The organism is Pilosibacter sp. NGB245, assembly GCF_057397225.1.
On the sequence record NZ_CM171584.1, the window covers coordinates 3,295,089 to 3,310,686 of the forward strand.

Sequence of the window (15,598 nt, forward strand, 5' to 3'; positions counted from 1 at the left end):
GAGTCATATCAATCCGAGCAAAATCAAAAGACTCATTATCTTTTTGCGGCAGCAAATGCCCGGACATCAGATATTATAATGATGACCGGGCATTTTTATTGCTTTCGATATACAAGATTCCAGACTTACTTCCTCTTATACTCCCCATGTCCCCTCTTCTCCAGGAACGCCGTAGTCGCTTCCAGATGGTCTTCCGTCGCGAAACAGGAAGCAAAGATCCCTGTCTCCGTGTCGAGGCTCTCGGAGAGTCCAATACTCATCACTGTATTGATCGATCTTTTCATGTTTTCAACCGCGAGCGGTGCCATATCCGTGATCACATCTGCCAGCTCAAAGGCTTTTTTCATGAGTTCATCCGGCTCGACCACAAATTCAACCACACCGAGCTCCTTCGCCTCCTCCGCGGACAGGCTGCGTCCGGTATAGAGGAGTTCCTTTGCTCTTGATGCACCGACCGTTTTTGGAAGAAGAATGGTACTTCCCCATCCCGGAATTCCACCAAGTTTGATCGTCGGGATCCCGATCTTCGCATCCGATGCTGCAATCGTGAAATCTGCAGCAAGAATCATCTCCATGCCGCCGCCGAGCGCGTATCCGCGTACCGCGCAGATAACCGGGACCCTGTGATTTAAGATCGACAGGATCATCTTTTTACCGCGCCTGGAAAACGCCTTTGCCGTCTCCTCATTTAACTGTACTTCCTCCTTGATATCACCGCCGGCTGTAAACGCGCGCTCTCCCGCCGCTGTGAGGATCACACATCGGATCTCAGGATCCTGCTCCGCCAGCGCAAGGGCTTCCGTCAGTTCATCCAGCATCTGGGAATTAAACGCGTTCAGCGCCTTCGGGCGGTTGATCGTAATCTGCGCTATTGAACCTTTTTTCTCGTAAATCATGAATTCCATGGCAATTTCTCCAATTCTTTGTAGATCGTTTTTCCAGATTCATTTTTCGGGATCTTATCGATAGGCAGGATCCGGATCCCACCCGGATAAAGTCCTGTTTTTTCCGTCAGGAACTCTGCCGCCTCTTCACAAACGGCAGGGGATGTTCCTTCCATATAAATCCGCATCCGGTCATCCGCACCGGTGCAGGCGATCTCAACTCCCTCGTACTGTCCGCGCAGGATCTGCTCGATCTCATCCATGTTGACGCGCTTCCCGTACATCTTGAGAAACCTCTTTTTGCGGCCTGTAATGTAATAATATCCGTCCTCATCGCGCTTCGCCATGTCCCCGGTGAACAGGATCCCGCCGCGCTCGTCTCCCTTTTCAAGGTCCGCCGCGCACTCCGCGTATCCCATCGTGACATTCGCGCCCTCATATACGAGTTCCCCGACCGTATCCGGAGCTGTGATCTCTCTTTTTTCATCTTCCATGATCCGGAACCTTCCTCCGGGGATCGCAATCCCCATGCTGCCGCATTTCCGGATCGCGTCCTCCGCCGGCAAATAGCTCATCCTCGCCGTTGCCTCCGTCTGTCCATACATCACGATAAAATTTTTACCTGTCGACGCGGCATACTCCGCGAATTCCCGGTGCAGACTGACCGGAAGCTTTCCTCCTGCCTGCGTCATCGTCTTTAAAGACGGCAGATCCATATCAAAAAGGTTCAGACGTTTTAAGATCTGGTAGGTATAAGGCACACCGCCAAAGGATGTTGCCTTCTCTTCTCTGAAAAACTCCCAGAACTCCCGCTCAAAAAGAGTATGTTCTGTCAGAAGAACTGCCGCTCCCACCTCAAAATGGCTGTTCATGATCGAAAGTCCATATGTGTAATTCATCGGAAGTGTCGTGATCGGCCGTTCCGATGAATCCAGATTCAGATATTCTGCGATCGACTCCGCGTTTGCGCAGATATTCTTCCGACTTTGTCTTACCAGTTTCGGACTTCCCGTACTTCCGGATGTTGTGAGAAGAAGTGCCAGATCCGGATGCAGTTTTGTACGTCTCTTCGGCTCTCTTTTTTTGATCCGATAATCAAAACAATCAGATCCATCCATGACCGCTCCGTCCGATCCGGCTTTTTTCAGATCTTCCGGCATTCCGATCAGATACTCCGGCTCATACGTTTCCAGAAGAGCTTTCAAAAGTTCTTCATCCATTTGGTGCTCCAGAAGAAGCGGTACGACATGTTTTCTGAGGCAGATCCTGTAATAAAGAACGGATCCGACCGCGTTCCGGCAAAATAGAAACGCAAGTGTTCCGCTTTCCAGCAACTGTTCTTCTTTTTCATAGATATCTTCAAAATCACCATAAGTGATCTTATTTCCTTTATCGTCGATCAGCATCATATTTCCTGCAAATATATCCTGCTTTTCAATAAATTCCATCCGGCGCTCCTTTCCGCCCTACCGGATCGTCCGGGACAGAGCCTGAATCATATCTTTTCCGTCCCAGACCAGATCCATCCACAACGTCTGCCCCACAGGCACGATCTGATGGGTACCTCTGAGCCTGTGATGCAGAACGCTTTCCCGGAGTTCCTGTTTCTCCACGCCGAAAAACACCAGGGCCTGTGTCTTTTCGGTCACTGCGTTGATCCATTCCTCTCCGTTTTTCATATGATATTCCAGAAAGCTTCCGAACCGCATCCTTTGCTCCGAAGTCATTCCGGCTATATCCTTCATCTCTGTAACATAAAGCCTGTTTCCATATCTTCTGACCTGTCCGATCCTTGCGCCGCCCCCTGCAAATCTCCAGAAGTCCCCATATTTCAGGCTGACCTTGTTTTCTGTAAGACCATAACGTTTTGCCGCCTGCGCAAGCGCATTCCAGAATCTGTCCGCCGCCCGGCCTCCTGTCTCCATGCTGCTTTCTCGCCAGAACACTACGCGCGGACATGCACACGCATTCTGGTCCATGCTGAATGTGTCATTATAAAAACGGCCCGCGATCTCATTCAGTTCATCTTCTGAAAGCCCGGCTATGGCATCTGCATCCAGAACCGCCATCGAGGTCCGGTCCGGAAACACAAGTTCCGAAGCCGATGGCGACAGCGAGATCTTCCGGATTTCCTCCACAGTCATGTCTCCTCCCCAGATGACCCGTCCATCGCACTCCCGGCTGAAATTTTCCGTCATTTCACGGTTATTTCTGCCGTATGTAATGATCGAGATCCGCTGCTTCAGCATCTCAAATTCCGGAAGTCCCAGCAGTTCATCGATCAGCTCACAGAGCTTTTCACTCTCTGCTGTACGCCTTGCAGAGACACGCACGCGGCAGGAATTTCCTGCCATCAGACCGATCGCCAGTGTATACGCAAACAGCAGCGGAACATTCGATGGTGCGACATGGAACGTGCGTCCAAGTCCCAGTCGGATCATGTCGCTCTCATATCGTTTTTTATAAGCTTCCAGATTCGATCTCCGCAGCCAGAAACCCAGCATACGCATCTCTTCTCCCGACAGCATTCGCGGCAGCTCGCGGATCCGATCCGACAGTGCGGAGAGAAAGTTCATCGTCGTCTCCTCAAACGGGACCTCCGACGCTGATGTCAGATCCATCCCACCGGCAAGCAGAGTGACATCCGCATCCTCTTCGCGGATTTCCCGCCCTGTTTCAAATGTGTCGCTACAGCCCCGGACTTCAGCTTTCGGGATCCTTCCTGTGATCCTGATATATTTTCCTTTTCTTCCGCACGGGCAGTCATCCTCTCCGAGGATCATCCCTTTATCTTCTGTGAGGATCGAATGTCCCGGATATGACCAGGCCATCGGAGTCAGGACCTGGATCACTCCTTCTGTTCCATTTTTGCAACAGGAGAAATCCTCCATATTCCGGATCAGGACATCAGAATAACTGCTTGCATGCAGATGACCGCATTCACATTCCATGTAAATACAGCCTGTCTGCTCTGCCATTCCGTAATAGTTGCGCACATCCAGAATACCGCAGACTTCCCGCAGGCCGTCCCGGAACTGCTCTGCCGATACCGCCTCATTTGCCAGCTTTTTCCATCCGCCGCCGTGGATCATAAAGCCATGTTCCAGATGGAGCTTATGTCCGGATTTTTTCAACGGTTCATAAAAATATTTCCAGATCATGTAGGTGAATCCAAAGACAAGGACCGGTCCGTCTCCTGCCTTTTCAAGAAAGCTTTCTACCGCTTCCAGATCCAGCGACATGTCCTCGCGGAGCGCATAGCATCGTTTTGAGCCAAAAATAGAAAAGCCCAGGATCCCCGCACCTCTCGCGGAAAACAGGGCTCTGTCCCGCAGAACATTCGGGGCATCGATGATCAGCATCGGGATCCGTTTTTCACCGATAAAATCTGCAACGATCTTCTGAAGAGTGCGCTGCTGCCACGATGCAGTCTGTTCGTCCAGGACGATCTTTGATGTCTTTTGTCCGGATGTCCCGGATGATGTCACAGTTTTGAATACTTCCCCGGTCGGCACACTTCGCATCTCTGTCTCTTTAAACATGGATACCGGAACCATGGGAATTTCTTCTTCTGTACGGCGGCTCCCGCGTTGATCGCCCAGTGCTTCACACGAGTGGTCATACACCCGACATCGCTCTCTGTGGCTGTCCGTCAGCTCTCCCAGCATTTCTCCATAAAGTTTTCTTTTTTCTGCCGCACCGATCTCATATGGACCTCGTTTTAAGAGTTCTTCATATGTCATGAAACGCCCTCACCTCCCTGTTCATCTGAAAAGGTTCTCCATGCCCCGGAAAGATCCATGTTCCGTCCGCGATCTTTCCCAGCCATGGCCTTGCATATTTTTCATAGGCATCTCCGTCTCCCCCCGGCAGCCTCGTGACAACTTTGTCCCCCGGAAGAAGATAATCTCCGCAAAATACACATCCGTCATACCGGATCACCATGCTTCCCGGTGTATGGCCGGGAAGCCGGATCAGTTCCAGCTCTTTTGCTCCAAATTCACAGGAGAGCTGATCCGTAAATGTCAGATCCGCCTTTTCACATTGAAACGGCGGATAATGTACAAAGGTCTTCTCCCCGCTTTTGAAGTATAAAAATGTCTCCATCATGCGGGACATATTCCTGGTCTTATTCCCGATCCCCTCACTGCATGCCTGTGTCGCCACAACCGTTACCGGATATGTCTCCCGCAGCTGATTCAGACCGCCGATGTGATCGCAGTGTTCATGGGTTAAAAGGACCAGTTCCGGCTTCATGTTCCATTTTTGCAACAGTTCCCGGATCGCCGGAAAATCGTTGGGATCAATGATCATACATCTGTTCTTTTCCCGGATCACATAGCAGTTGCTCTCCGTCACCGGCTCTGTGATCCGGAATATCCGGTCCGGATACGGACTACTCAATCGTCACTCCGTAGCGCCCAAGGACTTCTTTTCCCTTTTCGTAGGATGTGAAATCCAGGACATCAGGAGTATCCATATGGATATCAAATGCCTCTTCCAGCTCCCCTACAAGATCCATATGTCCGATCGAATCCCAGAGCGGGATCCCGCGGTATTTTAAGCCCGGAAGCTCCTCTTCTGTCTTGTGAAACATGCCGATAAAGATTTTGTTGTATTTTTCAAGATTTGTCATATTCTTTGCCCTCGCTTTATTTTTGTTATTCGTTTTCTTTCTCCGGATGCAGCTCAACGGAAAATAATTCCTTTGACATCAGCTGTCTGCACTCCGCCCAGACCACCGTCTCATGGTCCTGATTTTCACAGATACCGGAAAATGTCCCGATATAGCCGTCTGCCCGTTCTTTACATGATGTGAACGTCACTTTTGCGGTGATCATGTCTCCATAAAAAACAGGTTTCAAAAAACGTACCTGCTCCTCAATGAATACCGTTCCCTCTCCCGGAAGCTTCATTCCCATCACCGTCGAGATCAGGCTTGCCGCCAGAACACCGTGAACCACCGGCTTTCCGTAGGGCGTTTTTTTCGCAAATTCCGCATCTGTGTGAAGTCTGCTGTAATCTCCTGTGAGCGCTGCGAACCTGTCCACATCATCCTTAAAAAAGGCCTTTGTGATCTCCGCCGTATCACCGATCCGAAGATGCTTTCTCTGATCTCCTTTTTCCTCCGCACCCGGATCCTCTCTCCCGTTTCCGGCGGCGTCTGTCTTCTTTTTTGTTTCCCGGTCCTGCTCCAGATACATCTTCACCTCGGAAAAGCTCCGCTCTGTGGGGAGAAGAAACAGCTTTTTCCTCGGCGCAAGTCCGTCCACCGATGCACAGGCACGGACACAACCGCAGACTACAAGACCGATCTCGCAATCCTTCATATCTCCGGCCGCAAACTGAAAATCATGTTCCGGAAACTGTTCCTGCAGCCGTTTTACCTGGCGTCCACGGTTGTACACGGGATTACATCCGCCGCAGTATTTTACACCGATCAGCATAAGCCGTCCTGTACTCCATGATCGTGGTTTAAAAGCTTTCTCGCAAAATCCAGCAGCTCCGGGCTGACTTCATTTACAAGAACAACTTCTTTTACTTCCGGAATCTCCTTCTGGACCTCCGCCGCGATCAGCTCCTCCGTCGTCAGTCTTGCTGACGGACATCCGGAACAATGTCCCGTCAGGCGAATCTTTAAGACTCCGTCTGCATATTCTACGATCTGTACGTCACCTTCATGGGATAGAAGTGCCGGACGCACCTTTTCTTCCAGTACCTGTTCAATTCTTTTTATCATGTTGATACCTCCTGATCTGCCCTCGAAAGACCGGGGTCTTTTTCATTGTTGCGAATCTGGTACAGAGACTTTTCTGCCAGATCATCTGTTCTGAATAATAAGCAATTTTTATGCCAAGCTTTCCACTCCGGCTTTCGGGGATTCCGTGGGTGTCCCGTTCCCCATATGTTTGATCCCCAACGCGGCGTGCACTTCCTTTTTCCATGCCGTAAAACACGTATTTCAAGTAATTTATCCTGTCTTTCCGCATCTTCCATTTTTCTTGTTTCTGTTATCATCGTTCCATATTCCGGAGCTTTATTGTTGCACTTTTGCAATAAATGACATTTTGTTTCATTTATGCAACACATTTTTCCGCCAGTTTCTTCCGTCTGCGGTCCGGAATTTTTCCTCCGGCTCATTTTTCATCCGAATTTTTTTCCTGCCCGACACGTCTTTTTTCCTTAATATATCGTTTCATGTCGTGGAAAAAAATTGTCTTTTTTGAGAATTTTTCTCTCACGCTTTGTAACTTTGGCACACGGGTTGCTTTATACTAGGTCAGTTCCGAAAACGGAACACAAAGCTTTCGAATTCCAAAAAGGACAACGAATCTTACAAGTCCTTCGGATGTATAGCAACTACTCACAAAAACTTTTTAAGAAAGGATGCAGCTGCCACGGAAAACGGCTGCGAAGGGAAAACGAGTTATGGCATTAATGACAGGCGAACAGTATGTAGAGAGCATGAGAAAATTAAATCTTCAGGTTTACATGTTTGGCAAAAAGATCGACAATCCGGTCGATGATCCGATCCTCCGTCCGTCTTTAAACTCCGTAAAAGCAACTTATGATCTTGCACAGGATCCGGAGTACGCAGATTTAATGACAACAAAGTCCATCCTCACAGGCGAGACGATCAACCGTTTCACACACATCCATCAGAGCACAGATGACCTGATCAAGAAGGTTAAGATGCAGAGACTCTGCGGACAGAAAACAGCAGCCTGTTTCCAGCGCTGTGTCGGCATGGACGCATTCAACGCCGTTTACAGCACAACTTACGAGACAGATGAGAAATACGGAACTCATTACCACGAGAACTTCAAGAAGTTCCTCCAGTACGTTCAGGAACACGACTACACCGTTGACGGCGCTATGACAGACCCGAAGGGTGATCGTTCTCTTCCGCCGCACTTACAGGCAGATCCGGATCTTTACTTAAGAGTTGTTGAGAGAAGACCGGACGGAATCGTGGTCCGCGGTGCAAAAGCTCACCAGACCGGTTTCGTAAACTCCCACGAAGTGATCGTAATGCCGACACAGGCTATGGGCGAGGACGATAAGGATTACGCAGTTGCATTCGCAGTTCCGACAGACGCAAAGGGCATCTTCATGATCGTCGGCCGTCAGTCCTGTGATACAAGAAAACTTGAAGGCAGCGAGATCGATGTAGGAAACTCCGAATTCGGCGGAACAGAAGCTCTCGTAATCTTCGACGACGTATTTGTACCGAATGACCGTATCTTCTTAAATGGTGAGAATGAGTTCGCTGGTGTCCTCGTTGAACGTTTCGCAGGCTACCACAGACAGTCTTACGGCGGATGTAAGGTTGGTGTTGGTGATGTCCTCATCGGTGCTGCAGCTGTTGCCGCAGACTTCAACGGTGCTCAGAAAGCATCCCACATCAAAGACAAACTCATCGAGATGACCCACTTAAATGAAACTCTCTACTGCTGCGGTATTGCCTGCTCCGCTGAAGGCCGTCCGACAAAATCCGGCAACTACCTGATCGACCTTCTGCTTGCAAACGTATGTAAGCAGAACGTTACAAGATTCCCGTACGAGATCGCACGTCTCGCAGAGGATATCGCCGGTGGTCTTATGGTTACTGCACCGTCCGAGAAAGACTTAAAGGATCCGTTCCTTGGCAAATATGTTGACAAATACTTCCGCGGTGTAAACGTAGTTTCCACAGAAAATCGTCTCCGCATCATGAGACTCATCGAGAACTTAACACTCGGCGCAGCCGCTGTTGGTTACCGCACAGAGTCCATGCACGGCGCAGGTTCCCCGCAGGCTCAGAGAATCATGATCTCCCGTCAGGGCAACCTCGCAATGAAGAAGAAACTTGCAAAAGATATCGCGAAGATCACAGAATAATAGCGGGAGGTATCTTCCATGAGTTGGGAAAACGAATATAAATCTAAGCTCACCACTGCCGAAAAGGCAGTGGAGCTTATCAAATCCGGCAACCGCGTTGTCATCGGTCATGCATGTGCAGAGCCGTCCTACTTAGTAGACGCAATGGTTGCCAATGCAGAAAGCTATCACGATGTTGAAATCGTTCACATGGTCGCAATGGGAAAAGCCGGCTACGCACAACCTGGCATGGAATCCCACTTCCGCCACAACGCTCTTTTCGTTGGAGGAACAACGAGAAAAGCCGTTGCGGAAGGACGCGGAGATTATACCCCGTGCTTTTTCTACCGGATCCCGGAATTATTTACAAACGGCAGTCTTCCTGTCGACGTTGCACTCGTCCAGGCAACTCCGCCGGATGAGAACGGAAACATGAGTCTCGGTATTTCCGTAGACTACACACTTCCGGCAGCAAGAGCTGCAAAGACCGTGATCGTTCAGGTAAACCATGAGCTTCCGAGAACCGGCGGCGACAGCTGCATCAACGTATCCGACGCGAATATCGCCGCGATCGTAGAGCATGATGCCCCGATCATCGAACTTGCTCCGCCGAAGATCGGCGATGTCGAGCGTGCCATCGGTGCAAACTGCGCATCCCTGATCCACGATGGAGACACTTTACAGCTTGGAATCGGTGCGATCCCGGATGCCGTTCTTCTCTTCCTTACAGAGAAAAAGGATCTCGGTATCCATTCCGAGATGTTCTCCGACGGTGTTGTAGAACTTGTTGAAAAAGGCGTGATCACAAACGCAAAAAAGAAGACCCATGTCGGCAAGTTCGTTGCGAACTTCTTAATGGGAACAAAGAGACTTTACGACTTTGTCAACAACAACCCGGATGTCGAGATGTACCCGGTAAGCTATGTAAACAATCCGGTCGTTGTCATGAAGGAAGACAATATCGTTTCCATCAACTCCTGTGTCCAGATCGATCTGATGGGACAGGCCGCTTCCGAGAGTATCGGATATACCCAGATCTCCGGTGTCGGCGGTCAGGTGGATTTCGTCCGCGGCGCTGCCATGGCAAAGAATGGCCGTTCCATTCTCGCCTTCCCGTCCACAGCCGCGAAGGGAACCGTTTCCAAGATCGTTCCGCTGCTTGACGAAGGCGCAGCCGTTACAACCTCCAGAAATGACGTGGATTACGTCATCACGGAATATGGTATAGCAAAATTGTCCGGAAAGACCTTAAAACAGCGTGCGCATGCTCTGATCGAGATCGCCCACCCGAATTTCCGTGACGAATTAAAGAAGGTTTACGAGGAGCGGTTCCACTGTTCCTATGAGTAAACGACGAACTCCCTGCCGTTAGTCCGGTGCCCTCGGGATACGGCAGGATGAACCACCAGTCCTGTACCGGCCTTTCAGTTACTGATCGTCTTCCGGTACGGGACTGCACTTCCATAATGTATGATAGGAGTTACACATATGGCCTTACATCGTGAAAATGGCAAAGAACAGCCCTTTATTCCGGCCGGTCCATTTAAGATCCGGATCCCATTTATCCATTATCGCTGGGAAATTTCTGAATGTCTTCAGGCGATCTTAATGTGTGCGACCTGTCTCGGTGCAATTCCGGTTCTTCAGGAGCTCTTAGGGGTTCCTTACGAAGTTGCATGGAGCATGGTCATCATCAACGGTTTCTTCTACAACCTCCACTCTTTATTAGGAGATCCGGTTGTACCGGGATGGATCACACCGGCGATTCCCCTTGTAACTGCATTTTTAACACTCACAGAGCAGGGACCTGAACGTGTACAGACCATGATCGCCTTGCAGCTTGTTGTCGGACTGATCTTCCTCTTTATGGGAATCACAGGTCTTGCAAGTAAGATCATCGGTGCGATTCCGAATGCGATCAAATCCGGAATTCTCCTCGGCGCAGGCTTCTCTGCAATCATGGGCGAGTTTAAGGACGGCGGACGTGCCGGTCTTTATCCGGTAACCGTTCTCGTCGGTTCCATCTTTGCATATTTCCTTCTCTTCTCACTTTTGTTTAAGAAGATGAAGGCAAAAAATAAACTCTGGTATATGGTCGGCAACTTTGGAATGCTGCCGGCAGTCATCGTAGCCGTGATCGTAGGACCTCTCTCCGGTGAGCTTCCGGCCCCGAATCTGGTTCTTGGTTCTATTATCAAGATTCCGGATTTCGCGATCATCTGGAATACATTAAGCCCGTTTGCGATCGGCTTCCCGAGCATCGGAAAGATCATTTCCACGATCCCGACAGCCATCGCTGTTTACATCATCGCATTCGGTGACTTCGTATCCAGTGAGCAGCTCATCCGCAGTGCTGAGGAAGTCCGCACCGATGAAAAGATCGATTTCAACGCAAACCGTTCCAACATCATCAGCGCGATCCGAAACATCGTCCAGGCATTTATCTGCCCGTACCCGAGCCTTTGCGGTCCGCTTTGGGCAGCCGTTACAGCCGCTGTTTCCGAGCGATACAAAGACGGCAGAAAAGCAATGGATTCCATCTTCAGCGGAGTCGGTACATTCCGTTGGTCCACCTTTATCTGCGTATCTCTCGTTCCGGTTGCATCCTTCGTACAGCCGATCCTTCCGGCAGCTTTGTCTCTGACTCTTATCGTGCAGGGCTTTGTCTGCTGCCAGATCGGACTCAGCATGATCCACACAGATTCCGAGCGCGGACTCGCCGGTGTTATGGCAGCTGTTCTCGCGATCAAAGGTGCAAGCTGGGGACTCGCAGTCGGCGTGATCCTCTACGTTCTGATCTACGGACATTTCAAGAGCGTTGAGGTCCCGGAAAAAGCATTAAATGCACAGACAGAATAAAAAATGATCCATTATTGACATACTTTTATAACCTCCAATACCCCCTTTTTCCCGGCAGATCTCCCCACAGGTCTGCCGGATTTGCGCGTTTTTATAGATATTTTTTTAACAACATGATATAATACAAGTTGATTTTTTTACATTCTGATCGAACTAGCTGGGGGAATTACACATGGGATGCACAAAAACAAACGAAGCAGTGTTTAGTAACGAACTGTTGGATACTGTAATTGAACATTCCTTTGATGGGATCTACATCACGGACGGACAGGCAACCACCATAAAAGTAAACCGTTCCTATCTTACCATCTCCGGATTAAAGGCCTCCGAGGTGCTCGGAGTCAATATGAAAGAGCTTGTAAATAATGGAACGATCTCCGCTTCCGGAACGCTGATGGCCCTGGAAGAAAAGCGGCCGATTACGATCCAGCAGGAATTTAAGACCGGAAAACGGGCACTCATCACGAGCAGCCCGATCTTCAACAATAAAAATGAGATCGTTCTCGTGATCACCAATGTGCGCGATGTCACAGAGCTGTATCATCTGAAAGAAGAAGCATCACACTTAAAGACAGAGGGAAATCTGCTGCGCGAGGAGATTCTCCGGATCCGGAAGAATCACAGAAATCAATGCAGCATGGTAGCCGAGGATGCCCGGACTGAACTCGTTCTGTCCATGATCGACCGGGTAGCGCCTCTTGATACCACCGTGATCCTGTTTGGGGAAACAGGTGTCGGAAAAGAAGTCTTCGCAAAATATATTTACCAGCACAGTGCAAGAAAAGACAAACCGTTTATCAAAGTAAACTGCGGTGCGATCCCTGCGAATCTGGTAGAAAGTGAGTTGTTTGGATATGAAAAAGGTGCATTTACAGGAGCTGACAAAAACGGGAAAATGGGTCTGTTCGAGCTGGCGAACACCGGAACGATCTTCCTTGATGAGGTAGGAGAACTTCCTCTCGATATGCAGGTAAAACTTCTGCGCGTTTTGCAGGAACAGGAATTTGAGCGGATCGGCGGCAGAAAGCCGGTTAAGGTGGATGTCCGCGTTCTCGCCGCTACCAACCGTGATCTTGAGGAGATGGTAAAACAAAAAACATTCCGCCAGGATCTCTATTACCGCTTAATGATCTTCCCGGTCCATATTCCGCCGCTCAGGGAACGCCCGGACGACATCCTGCCTCTGGCCCAGTCGTTCCTGCAGGCTCTGAACCGGAAGTATGATTTCAAAAAATATCTCTCTCCTCTCTCCGCAAAAATGATGCAGGATTACAACTGGCCGGGAAATATCCGTGAACTCAGAAACATCATCGAGCGTGCCGTCATTATCAGCAATGAGGATGAGATCGGTCCGGATGCACTCCACTTATTTCCGGTAAAGGAACGCCCGGAGACAAAGTCGAGAGTCCTGGATCCCGTGAAGGACTTAAAGACTGCTATGGAAGAGCTGGAACTGGAATATATCAACCATGCCTACGAAAAGTACGGAAACGTCCGTGAGGCCGCAGAGAGCCTCGGAATGACACCCTCAACGTTCGTTCGGAAGAGACAGAAATATACGAAAGGTGCGGATTGATAGATGGAAAGCCCAATGTTTATCTGGTTTTGAGGCTGCAAATGTGATATATTGATGATATCTGAGCAAAGGTATCATGTACCTGTGGACTGCCACAGGCAGCCCTCAAACCAATGATTCTGAAAGGGGTATCACTATGAAAAAAATCGGCGCGATTACTGTCGGCCAGTCTCCCAGAGTTGACCTGATTCCTGAGATCCAGCCCATCCTCGGAGACTCGGTTGAGATCATTCAGGCCGGAGCACTGGACGGACTTTCAAAGGGAGAGATCGCAAAGTTTGTTCCGCGTCCCGGTGAAAACGTCCTTGTGTCCAGACTCACGGACGGAACCTCAGCAACATTCGGAGAATCCTACATTCTTCCCCTCCTGCAGCTTTGCATTGACGATCTCGAACAGCAGGGCGTTTCTCTGATCCTTTTCCTCTGCACCGGAGAATTTCCGGCTGAATTTCACTCCAATGTCCCTCTTATCTTCCCTGACCATATCTTAAAGGGACTGATCCCGGCCATCGGCGTAAAAAATCTGTCGGTCATCATTCCTACAAAGGCGCAGGAGGAACAGATGCCCGGAAAATGGAAAGACTGCTGTGACTCTCTCCACGTGACCTCTGTATCCCCATACGGTGATCCTCTCGCTGTTTTTGCAGCTGCAAAGGAGATCCCCGCTGATACGGATCTGATCCTTTTAGACTGCATCGGATACACCATCGAAATGAAGGAGCGTATCCAGGCTCTGACCCAGAAGCCAGTCCTTCTTTCCCGTACTCTCGTAGCCCGGGTGATTCGTGAATTAGTCTAATGTTTTTTCCCACTTCATTTTCCAAGGGATTTTCAGTATCTCCTGTTTCCAATACTGTTCCGGTTATCGGGCCAAAACAGCCGAATATCCTGGCATCTCAAGGCGCTGCCTGCAATATAGGATCAAAGAGTACCATATCTCATCGCAATCTCACTATGATGAAAGCTGAATCTTTCGCAAGAGTCCCAGAAATAAAGAAATGCCTGTCCTTCTCCGGAAATTTTCCGATAAAGGACAGGCATTCTTATATGGTCACATAATTTCTAATTCACTGCGGTTCATTCGCTGCCAATATTCTCATCTCTCCCCGGCGCGGTACTTCGTCAACAGGCGGTTGATCCTTCCTGTCGGGTTTAAGAGATCGCTCAAGGACGCGTCGTGGTTTAAGTTGTCGATGATAAGAGCAATGTACTTACTCATGTCAACATTGATGTAGTACGGTTTTGAGAGCAGCTCCGGTGTCTGATAGATAAGGTTTGTCGTCAGGACGCGGTCGATTATGCCATTCTCGTAGTACTCATCAAATTTCTTTAACCCGCCTGTAAAGAGACCGAATGTCGTGCAGATGAAGACCTTTCTTGCCTTCATTCTCTTTAACTCTTTGGCGGTGTCGAGCATGCTCTCACCGGAAGAGATCATATCATCAACGATGATCACGTCTTTGCCCTCTACGCTTGCGCCGAGGAACTCATGGGCAACGATTGGGTTGCGTCCGTTGATGATCTTTGTGTAGTCACGTCTCTTATAGAACATACCGAGATCAAGTCCAAGAACGTTTGCGAAGAAGACTGCACGTCCCATACCGCCTTCATCCGGGCTGATGACCATCATGTGGTCGCTGTCGATCTGAAGGTCCTTCTCATTCTTTAACAGATATTTGATGAACTGGTAAGTCGGCTGTACGGTCTCGAATCCTTTTAACGGGATCGCATTCTGGACACGCGGGTCATGTGCATCGAAGGTAATGATGTTCTCGACACCCATATCAACGAGCTCGCGGAGCGCCATTGCGCAGTCTAAGGACTCACGGCCGGTTCTCTTATGCTGACGGCTCTCATAGAGGAACGGCATGATGACATTGATCCTTCTGCCCTTTCCGCCTACTGCTGCGATCACACGTTTTAAGTCCTGATAATGATCATCCGGAGACATGTGGTTCTTTAAGCCGTTCATCGTATAGGTCATATTGTAGTTGCAGACATCTACCATTAAATAGAGGTCATCACCGCGGACAGACTCTGTCAGCTCTCCTTTTGCTTCACCGGAGCCGAAACGCGGAGTCTTCGCGCCGATAATGTAGGAATCTCTCTGATATCCGGCAAAAGCGATCGTGGTCTTGTGCTCGCTCTCTCTTTCTTTTCTCCACTCGACCAGCCAGGCATCTACCTTCTTACCCAGATCCTCACAGCTTTTCAGCGGAATCAGACCTAATGGTCCAACCGGTATTGTCTCAATCTGCTTTTCTTCGTACAGCATTCCTGTTCCTCCCTGATAATTTTCATTTTTTGATATTTTCCGCCGCATCCGGATCCAGCGTTTCCGGATTTCCCCTTCATTTTTGCGGCATCTGGATCACTTCCGCCCGCTTTCTCTGCAGAATCCAACCGGGCATTCGCGATA

Annotated in this window: 13 protein-coding genes; 5 read left to right on the forward strand and 8 right to left on the reverse strand. The window is 49.5% G+C overall.

The features are described from left to right. Positions 1-125: 125 nt before the first annotated feature. From ACXMYH_RS14710 to ACXMYH_RS14740, 7 genes are read right to left on the reverse strand one after another with little or no spacing between them, the layout of a single operon-like run. Positions 126-905, reverse strand: a complete 780-nt coding sequence (locus ACXMYH_RS14710) for an enoyl-CoA hydratase/isomerase family protein (RefSeq protein WP_486555162.1) — start codon at positions 903-905, stop codon at positions 126-128. Further along, on the reverse strand, positions 893-2,332 hold the full coding sequence (locus tag ACXMYH_RS14715; RefSeq protein ID WP_486555163.1) for an AMP-binding protein: 1,440 nt from the start codon (positions 2,330-2,332) through the stop codon (positions 893-895). The genes ACXMYH_RS14710 and ACXMYH_RS14715 overlap by 13 nt, the downstream gene beginning before the upstream one ends. Positions 2,333-2,350: 18 nt before the next feature. Continuing rightward, on the reverse strand, positions 2,351-4,627 hold the full coding sequence (locus tag ACXMYH_RS14720) for a LuxE/PaaK family acyltransferase (RefSeq protein ID WP_486555164.1): 2,277 nt from the start codon (positions 4,625-4,627) through the stop codon (positions 2,351-2,353). Continuing rightward, positions 4,617-5,288 (reverse strand): MBL fold metallo-hydrolase, encoded by a 672-nt coding sequence (locus ACXMYH_RS14725; RefSeq protein ID WP_486555165.1) that lies wholly within the window; start codon positions 5,286-5,288, stop codon positions 4,617-4,619. The genes ACXMYH_RS14720 and ACXMYH_RS14725 overlap by 11 nt, the downstream gene beginning before the upstream one ends. After that, a complete protein-coding gene (locus ACXMYH_RS14730) occupies positions 5,281-5,520 on the reverse strand; it encodes an acyl carrier protein (protein ID WP_117469288.1) in 240 nt (79 codons plus the stop codon). The genes ACXMYH_RS14725 and ACXMYH_RS14730 overlap by 8 nt, the downstream gene beginning before the upstream one ends. Positions 5,521-5,545: 25 nt before the next feature. Continuing rightward, positions 5,546-6,331 (reverse strand): MaoC family dehydratase, encoded by a 786-nt coding sequence (locus tag ACXMYH_RS14735; RefSeq protein ID WP_486555166.1) that lies wholly within the window; start codon positions 6,329-6,331, stop codon positions 5,546-5,548. After that, positions 6,325-6,624 carry a NifU family protein gene (locus tag ACXMYH_RS14740; protein ID WP_486555167.1) on the reverse strand — a complete coding sequence of 100 codons (300 nt, stop codon included), beginning with the start codon at positions 6,622-6,624 and terminating at the stop codon, positions 6,325-6,327. The genes ACXMYH_RS14735 and ACXMYH_RS14740 overlap by 7 nt, the downstream gene beginning before the upstream one ends. 689 nt (positions 6,625-7,313) lie before the next feature. Between ACXMYH_RS14740 and ACXMYH_RS14745 the strand changes: the two genes are divergently transcribed. From ACXMYH_RS14745 to ACXMYH_RS14765, 5 genes are all read left to right on the forward strand, one after another. Next, positions 7,314-8,765, forward strand: coding sequence for a 4-hydroxyphenylacetate 3-hydroxylase family protein (locus ACXMYH_RS14745; protein ID WP_486555168.1), 1,452 nt, complete (start codon positions 7,314-7,316; stop codon positions 8,763-8,765). Positions 8,766-8,783: 18 nt separating this feature from the next. Next, complete coding sequence (locus ACXMYH_RS14750) at positions 8,784-10,094, forward strand: acetyl-CoA hydrolase/transferase family protein (RefSeq protein ID WP_486555169.1); 1,311 nt, start codon at positions 8,784-8,786, stop codon at positions 10,092-10,094. 138 nt (positions 10,095-10,232) lie between these two features. Beyond that, a complete protein-coding gene (locus ACXMYH_RS14755; protein ID WP_486555170.1) occupies positions 10,233-11,603 on the forward strand; it encodes a hypothetical protein in 1,371 nt (456 codons plus the stop codon). 172 nt (positions 11,604-11,775) lie between these two features. After that, complete coding sequence (locus ACXMYH_RS14760; protein WP_486555171.1) at positions 11,776-13,179, forward strand: sigma-54 interaction domain-containing protein; 1,404 nt, start codon at positions 11,776-11,778, stop codon at positions 13,177-13,179. A gap of 136 nt (positions 13,180-13,315) precedes the next feature. Next, the gene (locus ACXMYH_RS14765; RefSeq protein WP_486555172.1) at positions 13,316-13,978 is read left to right on the forward strand and encodes an AroM family protein; all 663 of its coding nucleotides are present in this window, start codon (positions 13,316-13,318) and stop codon (positions 13,976-13,978) included. Positions 13,979-14,275: 297 nt separating this feature from the next. On the opposite strand, the gene ACXMYH_RS14770 is transcribed toward ACXMYH_RS14765, so the two are convergent. Beyond that, entirely contained in the window at positions 14,276-15,454 is a 1,179-nt protein-coding gene (locus ACXMYH_RS14770; protein WP_486555173.1) for a ribose-phosphate pyrophosphokinase, read from the reverse strand. Positions 15,455-15,598 lie beyond the last annotated feature (144 nt).

What these genes read in the sequence shown, in the direction of transcription:
- ACXMYH_RS14765 (WP_486555172.1), top strand. Translation starts at nt 13,316, where the DNA reads ATGAAAAAAATCGGCGCGATTACTGTCGGCCAGTCTCCCAGAGTTGAC.
- ACXMYH_RS14760 (WP_486555171.1), top strand. Translation starts at nt 11,776, where the DNA reads ATGGGATGCACAAAAACAAACGAAGCAGTGTTTAGTAACGAACTGTTG.
- ACXMYH_RS14710 (WP_486555162.1), bottom strand. Translation starts at nt 905, where the DNA reads ATGGAATTCATGATTTACGAGAAAAAAGGTTCAATAGCGCAGATTACG.
- ACXMYH_RS14770 (WP_486555173.1), bottom strand. Translation starts at nt 15,454, where the DNA reads ATGCTGTACGAAGAAAAGCAGATTGAGACAATACCGGTTGGACCATTA.
- ACXMYH_RS14750 (WP_486555169.1), top strand. Translation starts at nt 8,784, where the DNA reads ATGAGTTGGGAAAACGAATATAAATCTAAGCTCACCACTGCCGAAAAG.
- ACXMYH_RS14735 (WP_486555166.1), bottom strand. Translation starts at nt 6,331, where the DNA reads ATGCTGATCGGTGTAAAATACTGCGGCGGATGTAATCCCGTGTACAAC.
- ACXMYH_RS14720 (WP_486555164.1), bottom strand. Translation starts at nt 4,627, where the DNA reads ATGACATATGAAGAACTCTTAAAACGAGGTCCATATGAGATCGGTGCG.
- ACXMYH_RS14730 (WP_117469288.1), bottom strand. Translation starts at nt 5,520, where the DNA reads ATGACAAATCTTGAAAAATACAACAAAATCTTTATCGGCATGTTTCAC.
- ACXMYH_RS14740 (WP_486555167.1), bottom strand. Translation starts at nt 6,624, where the DNA reads ATGATAAAAAGAATTGAACAGGTACTGGAAGAAAAGGTGCGTCCGGCA.
- ACXMYH_RS14745 (WP_486555168.1), top strand. Translation starts at nt 7,314, where the DNA reads ATGGCATTAATGACAGGCGAACAGTATGTAGAGAGCATGAGAAAATTA.
- ACXMYH_RS14755 (WP_486555170.1), top strand. Translation starts at nt 10,233, where the DNA reads ATGGCCTTACATCGTGAAAATGGCAAAGAACAGCCCTTTATTCCGGCC.
- ACXMYH_RS14715 (WP_486555163.1), bottom strand. Translation starts at nt 2,332, where the DNA reads ATGGAATTTATTGAAAAGCAGGATATATTTGCAGGAAATATGATGCTG.